This window comes from Moheibacter sediminis, assembly GCF_900176425.1.
GTDB classification, from domain to species: domain Bacteria; phylum Bacteroidota; class Bacteroidia; order Flavobacteriales; family Weeksellaceae; genus Moheibacter; species Moheibacter sediminis.
The window spans coordinates 103,952-110,847 of sequence record NZ_FWXS01000012.1; the positions used below are offsets into that span (position 1 = coordinate 103,952).

Genomic DNA, 6,896 nt, shown 5'->3' on the forward strand with positions numbered 1-6,896 from the left:
TTTTTATTAAAAATCGAAATAATTTTTAGCATTGTGGTAACATATGTCAGAAACCATTTTTCCAACTAATTCCATGTCTTGAGGTAATTCCCCGGAAGCCATTTCCTGACCCAATAAATTACACAAAACACGTCTGAAATATTCGTGCCGCGGGAATGAAAGGAAGCTTCTTGAATCGGTGAGCATACCTACAAAACAGCTTATCAATCCCATATTAGACAAGGCATTCATCTGTTTTTCCATTCCGTCTTTTTGGTCTAAAAACCACCATCCTGAACCAAATTGAACTTTTCCTTTGATGCTTCCATCATTGAAATTTCCAATCATGGTAGCGAAAATTTCGTTGTCTGAAGGGTTCAAATTGTACAAAATGGTTTTTGTCAGTTTATCTTTCCCGTCAAGTGTATTTAAAAATCTTGACAAATTTGCTGCTTGTTTAAAATCACCAATGGAATCCCAACCTGTGTCCGGTCCCAAAATGCGGTACATTCTTTCATTGTTATTTCTCAAAGCCCCCAAGTGAAATTGCTGTACCCAATCATATTGATGGTAAGTTTCCCCCAAAAACAATAAAATTGCAGTTTTGAATTTTTCAATTTCGGATGAATTTAATTCTCCACTGTTGATTTTCTTTTCGAAGATTGAATTGATTTCCGAATCGGTAAATTCTTCAAAAGAAATATTGTTCAATCCATGGTCGCATAATCTGCATCCATTTTCGTGAAAAAAATCTATTCTTTTGGTCAAAGCTTCTTGTAAATCCTGATAAGATTTTATTTCAATGCCGGCAGCTTCGCCTAATTTTTGGATGTAAGAATTGTAATCTGTATTGTCAATCAAAATCGCTTTGTCAGGTCGGAAAGCAGTACTTACTTTGATTTTGAAATCAGAATTTTTAAGTAATTGATGGTATTCAAGTGTATCTGTAGGGTCTTCAGTTGTACAAACGGTTTCTGCGTTCATTAATTCCAAAAGCCCACGTGTATGTTTTTCAGGATTTTGAAGTTGAGCGGAAGTATTTTCATAAACTTCAGCTGCATTTTTTTCATTTAATAATTCATCAATTCCGAAATATCTTTTCAATTCCAAATGTGTCCAATGGTACAAAGGATTTCTCAAAGTATGAGGGACTGTTTTTGCCCAAGCTTCGAATTTTTCTTTGTCAGAGCCATCTCCGGTAATGTATTTTTCATTGACACCCATAGTACGCATCGCTCTCCATTTGTAATGGTCACCGGTAATCCACACTTTTGAAATGTTTTCAAAAACATGGTTTTCAGCAATTTCTTGTGGAGGCAAATGGTTGTGGTAATCGATGATCGGTTGTTTTTCCGCATAATTGAAGTATAATTCTTCCGCGAATTTATTTTGTAATAAAAAATTATCTGTAATAAATGTTTTCATGATGTTTGTTTATTCGTTTGAAGGTTTTCCTATGGTTGCCAAAATTCCTCCGTCCACATAAATAATTTGTCCGTTTACAAAATTGCTGGCTTCGGAAGAAAGGAAAATTGCAGTTCCGGCAAGATCTTCAGGATTCCCCCAACGTCCTGTTGGTGTGCGGTTTATGATGAATTCATTGAACGGATTTCCGTCTACGCGAATCGGTTTTGTCTGAGAAGTCGCAAAATATCCGGGACCAATTCCATTGACCTGAATATTGTGTTTTGCCCATTCGGTCGCCAAATTTCGGGTAAGCATTTTCAATCCACCTTTTGCCGCCGCATAAGCCGAAACGTTGTCACGACCCAATTCGCTCATCATCGAACAAATGTTGATGATTTTTCCTGATTTTCGTGTAATCATTCCTTTAGCAACTAATTGCGACATGATGAAAGGTCCAACTAAATCAACATCAATTACTTGACGGAAATCTTCGACCGGCATATCAATCGCCAAAACGCGTTTTATGATGCCGGCATTGTTTACCAAAATATCAATTTTCCCGTGCTTTTCTTCAATCAAAGCAACTTGTTTTGCGGCTTCTGTTTGATTGGTTACATCAAATAAGTAACCTTCCGCTTTGAAGCCTTTTGAGCGGTAATATTCCAAAGCTTCATCTAATTTTGAAGGTGTTGTGCTTGTGATGGCCAATTCGGCACCGGCTGATCCGATTCCTTCAGCCATCGCCAATCCCAGCCCGTGTGTGGCGCCGGTGATTAAGGCAACTTTTCCTGATAAGTCAAATAAATTCATCTGTTTAATTATTTTAATTCATCAGTTTTAATTCCGTCCATATCGCTATAATCCAGGTTTTCACCCGCCATTCCCCAAATAAAAGTATAGTTGGAAGTTCCTGCGCCGGAGTGGATTGACCATTCCGGAGACAAAACAGCTTCGCGGTTTTTCATAAAAATGTGGCGTGTTTCATCGGGTTGTCCCATGAAATGACTGATGGATTGTCCTTTTTCCAAATCGAAATAGAAATAAGCTTCCATTCTTCTTTCATGTGTGTGAGCCGGCATAGTGTTCCAAACGCTTCCTTCTTGTAATTCGGTCATTCCCATTTGCAATTGACAAGTTTCAAGGACGCTGTTTACAATAAGTTTGTTGATGATTCTTTTGTTAGAATATTTTGTTTCTCCTAATTCTACGATTTCGGCTTCGTGTTTTGTAACCTTTTTGGTTGGATAAGTTTTATGAGCGGGCGCAGAATTGATGTAGAAATAAGGTTGTCCAGTTCCGTCCTTCTCAAAAATTACCTCTTTGTTTCCTTTCCCGACGTACAATGCTTCTTTATTTCCCAATTCGAAAACCGTTCCGTCAACGATAACCTTACCTTTTTCGCCAACGTTGATGATTCCTAATTCTCTTCTTTCCAAGAAATATTCAGCTTTCAAATCATCCGTAGGTTCTAATTTCAGCGCTTTTGAAACAGGGAATACGCTGCCGACAATCAAACGGTCGTACATTGAATAAACCAATTTTATTTCATCATTTTGGAACAAATCATTGATAAGGAAATGTTCCCTCATTTCTTCAGTAGTATAATTTTTGACATCTTTTGGATGATGTGCATAACGAAATTCTGAATTAATCATTTTTTTGCTTTTTATTATTTAAAATTAAATTTAATGCAATCGATTACATTATTGAATCTAATTTGCATCAGCGTAATTCATTTCGGTAAAATTATAAAAAGATTTTAAATAATGTATAAAAAACACCGGAATATTAGTAGAAGTAAATTTTAGATTTGGAGATTTAAAAATTGTAAATTAAATATTTGATAATCAGACATTTATAATAATTTTAATGTTGATAATTTTTAATTGTTTTTAATAAATAGTGATTTTTTATTCTTAAATTAAAAAATATAAGTCGGGAAAACATATTTTTATGATGTAATTAATACACCAATTATCTATTTTTTTAATGAAATAATATAATTGAATTTTATTCATTAAAATTGAGAGAAAACTGAAATATAATGCAATCGATTAATTATTGTCAATAAAAATAATTTGTCAAAAAAAAGTATTTGAAATGTTTTAACTTTACAACATCCATATTTTGCTTTTGAGGGCTTTTTTATGATTAAACTTAAACTTTTGCTTTTTATTTTATTTTCGAGCACTTTCTTATTTGCTCAGATTGATGACTCAAAAAAGATTTTAAGTCTCGAAGAAAAAATCATCGAGAACAATGATTTGATGATGGTCAATCCAGAACAAGCTTTTACTGACATCGATGGTTTGATGAAAGAAGCAGTCAAAGACAAAAACCAAGATGCAGAGTTAAACCTTCTATCCAGAATTTCTTGGTATTACGTTCGGAAATCAGAATTTGACAATGCCATCGAATCTGTTCAGAAAATGGATTCAAAAGCCATCGAGTATGGTAGTGAATATTGGCAGGCAATTGCACATCAGCACCTTATAGAAATTTATGCCTACACCGATTTGCCTCAAAAAGCGATTTCTGAATTTGAAAAAAGCATGAATTTTTTGGAGGATTCTGATAAATCGTCAGAAATTTTAAATTATGCAAAAGCCTTAAATCACATCAAAATTGCAAATGTATATGAGTCTCAAAAAGAATTTGTAAAACTAAAAAAGACACTTTTACAAGCCGATAAATACATCCATCTTTTGCAAAAGGAAAAAACCAGAATCAATTTTTTATACATAAATTATTGCAATCTGGGCGCCGCTTATCTGCAAAATAAGAATTTTGATTCTACCATTTATTTCATTCGGAAATCTTTGGAATTGGGTCAAAAAAAAGACAATCATCTGATTCAATTTCGAAATTATTTGATTTTGGGACAAGCCTTCAATGAAAGAAATGAAATTTTTCAAGCAATTAGTTACCTGAAAAAAGCAGAAAACCTAGAACCTCTTTTGGCGGTAAGTCTGGATGAAAAAGAAACACTTTATTCCAATTTGGTATCAGCTTATGAAAGTAAAGGAGATAAAGATTCTCTTCTTTATTACACGCATATTTGGAAAGATTTACAGATTGAATTAGAGAGAAATAAAAATAAATCTCTGCATAAAATCATTGACAAAGACCTTTTAAAGGAAAAAAATTATACCAATTATGTCATTGCAGGTTCGGCGGTTTTACTTTTGTTTTTGATTTTCCTTTTGCTGCGTTCCAAAAGAATTAATAAAATTTTGAAAGAACAGGAAAAAACGAGTCAGCAATATCTCAAAACAATCAAAAAAGAACAATTACCTACGGATGAAAATTTTGCGCAATTGATTGAAATGGCAAAAAATAATGATCAATCATTTTTGGTCAGTTTTCATAAATCCTTTCCTGATTTCACAAATAAAATTTTGAAATTGAATCCAAGTATAGCACAAACGGAAATTGAATTCATGGCACTTATTCGCTTAAATCTTTCTACCAAAGAAATTTCCCAAATCCAAAATATCCAGCCCAAAACAGTTCAGAATAAAAAGAGAAGAATCCGCCAGCGGTTGAATATTCCTTCCGAAACCGATATCTATTTTTTCTTCAATCAGCTTTAGTTAGGTTAAATTCTATTTTACAAAACGTTTACTAATAGTTAATTATATCGGTTAGGGATGTGTTGTGGGTGTATTTTCTTTGCGTATTTCACAAATTAAAATACGTTTGTGTTGATTATATATTTAACAAGGAATTAATTAACAAATCTTGATTAACACAATGAGAAATTTTTTTACTTTTTTAACTTGTCTTGCTTTCAGTTCTTTTGCTTTATCGCAAGTCACACCCGAAATCCAATGGGCAAAAACCTATGGTGGTTCAGATATGGAAATAGGATATGAAATTATTCAAACTGCTGATGGTGGATATATTTCTATCGGATATACAAACTCCGATGATGGAGATATTACCGAAAATAAGGGATGGGCAGATTTATGGGTGGTAAAAACAGATGCTGCCGGAACAATTGAATGGCAAAAGACTTATGGGGGTAGTCAGTCAGACGTCGGAGCATCATTGAAACAAACGCCGGATGGCGGTTACATCATTGGAGGTAGTATCCAGTCCGGCGATGGTGATATTTCAGATTATAACGGTGAGTTAGGATTTGGAGAAGATTTTTGGATAGTGAAAATTTCGAGTACAGGAGAAATCGAATGGGAAAATAACTACGGAGGAAATTACCCTGATATTCTAACTGATCTTCAGTTAACTACAGATGGCGGTTACATAGCTATAGGTAATACCATGTCAAAAAGTGGAGATGTTGTAGGTGGATATGGAACAGAAGGTAACTTTTTTCAGGAAGGTTGGGTTGTGAAAATTGATGCTCAAGGAGATATAGAATGGCAAAGACCTTACGGCGGATACGAGGGATTTGTACAATTTTCAAATATTCAACAAACCACTGATGGTGGTTACATAATCGGAGGAGATGCCGGCTATGGTTTTGATGGAGATTTTCCTGAAACTAATGGGGGGAGTGATTTCTGGGCATTGAAAATTAGTTCGGTTGGAGAAATTGAATGGTCAAAAGTATATGGAGGATCATCTGAGGATTATGCAGGGAAAATCACTCAAACTTCCGATGGAGGATACATTTTTGTAGGGGGAGTTTACTCTAATGATGGTGATGTTGAGGGTGGATATGGAAACGGAAATGGAGATGCTTGGATTTTAAAGTTAAATAATACCGGAGAATTAGAATGGAAGAATACAATTGGTGGTGCAGGTGGGGATGGAGCAAGAATAGCCTATGAAACTGCAGACAACCATTTTGTAATAGGAGGAGGAACTTCTTCATCTGACGGTGATTTTACAGATTTTCCTAATAATGGAATGCAAAATAAAATTTTAATGAAATTGAATTCAAGCGACGGAAGCATTATTTGGATGAAAAGCATGGGAGGAAGTGCAAACGATATCTTATTCGATCTCAAGACAACTAATGACGGAGGATTTATTACTATAGGTTCTTCATCTTCAAATGATGGAGATGTTTCAGGAAATCATGGTAGTGCAGATTTTTGGATTGTAAAATTAGGACCGGACTGTTTGGTTCCGGAATTGACAATTGATACGACTCACACCATCTGCGCCGGAGAAGAATTGACATTAACTGCAAATACCGAAGCAGAATTAATTCATTGGTATGATGCTGCAGACGCTACAGAACCAGTTTTCACAGGAACCGAATTTGAATTGCCTGAATTAACTGAAACTACTTCTTTCTGGGTTGAAGCTGCAAACTATATATGTAAAACAGACAGAATTGAAATCATCGTAAATGTAAATCCATTGCCTGTATTAGAGGCTGAAACGACTTATGCAATCTGTTCAGAAAACTCAGCAAGCCTATACGCAAGTTCACCAAGCAATGTAATTTTCTGGTATGCAAATGAAGACGATACCGAATATTTATACCACGGAAATCTTTTTGTAACCGAAGTTTTAACAGAAAATACAACTTATTGGGT

Annotated in this window: 5 protein-coding genes; 2 read left to right on the top strand and 3 right to left on the bottom strand. The window is 34.7% G+C overall.

Features of this window, described 5'->3' with window-relative positions; genetic code table 11:
* Window positions 1–6: 6 nt before the first annotated feature.
* The 3 genes from uxaC to kduI are packed head-to-tail and all read right to left on the bottom strand — an operon-like array spanning window position 7 to window position 3,041.
* Window positions 7–1,404: a glucuronate isomerase gene (gene uxaC, locus B8977_RS14700; RefSeq protein ID WP_084019034.1), complete on the bottom strand. Its 1,398-nt coding sequence runs from the start codon at window positions 1,402–1,404 to the stop codon at window positions 7–9.
* A 9-nt stretch (window positions 1,405–1,413) separates the two neighbouring features.
* On the bottom strand, window positions 1,414–2,196 hold the full coding sequence (locus tag B8977_RS14705; RefSeq protein ID WP_084019035.1) for a gluconate 5-dehydrogenase: 783 nt from the start codon (window positions 2,194–2,196) through the stop codon (window positions 1,414–1,416).
* An 8-nt stretch (window positions 2,197–2,204) separates the two neighbouring features.
* Entirely contained in the window at window positions 2,205–3,041 is an 837-nt protein-coding gene (kduI, locus tag B8977_RS14710; RefSeq protein WP_084019036.1) for a 5-dehydro-4-deoxy-D-glucuronate isomerase, read from the bottom strand.
* A 492-nt stretch (window positions 3,042–3,533) separates the two neighbouring features.
* Between kduI and B8977_RS14715 the strand changes: the two genes are divergently transcribed.
* Window positions 3,534–4,979, top strand: coding sequence for a tetratricopeptide repeat protein (locus B8977_RS14715; RefSeq protein ID WP_084019037.1), 1,446 nt, complete (start codon window positions 3,534–3,536; stop codon window positions 4,977–4,979).
* 160 nt (window positions 4,980–5,139) lie between these two features.
* Window positions 5,140–6,896: Ig-like domain-containing protein (locus tag B8977_RS14720; protein WP_084019038.1), on the top strand; the 1,757-nt coding region annotated here is incomplete at its 3' end.

Bases quoted from the DNA above. Each gene is read 5' to 3' on its own strand.
- B8977_RS14705 (WP_084019035.1), bottom strand. From the start codon at position 2,196: ATGAATTTATTTGACTTATCAGGAAAAGTTGCCTTAATCACCGGCGCC.
- kduI (WP_084019036.1), bottom strand. From the start codon at position 3,041: ATGATTAATTCAGAATTTCGTTATGCACATCATCCAAAAGATGTCAAA.
- B8977_RS14715 (WP_084019037.1), top strand. From the start codon at position 3,534: ATGATTAAACTTAAACTTTTGCTTTTTATTTTATTTTCGAGCACTTTC.
- uxaC (WP_084019034.1), bottom strand. From the start codon at position 1,404: ATGAAAACATTTATTACAGATAATTTTTTATTACAAAATAAATTCGCG.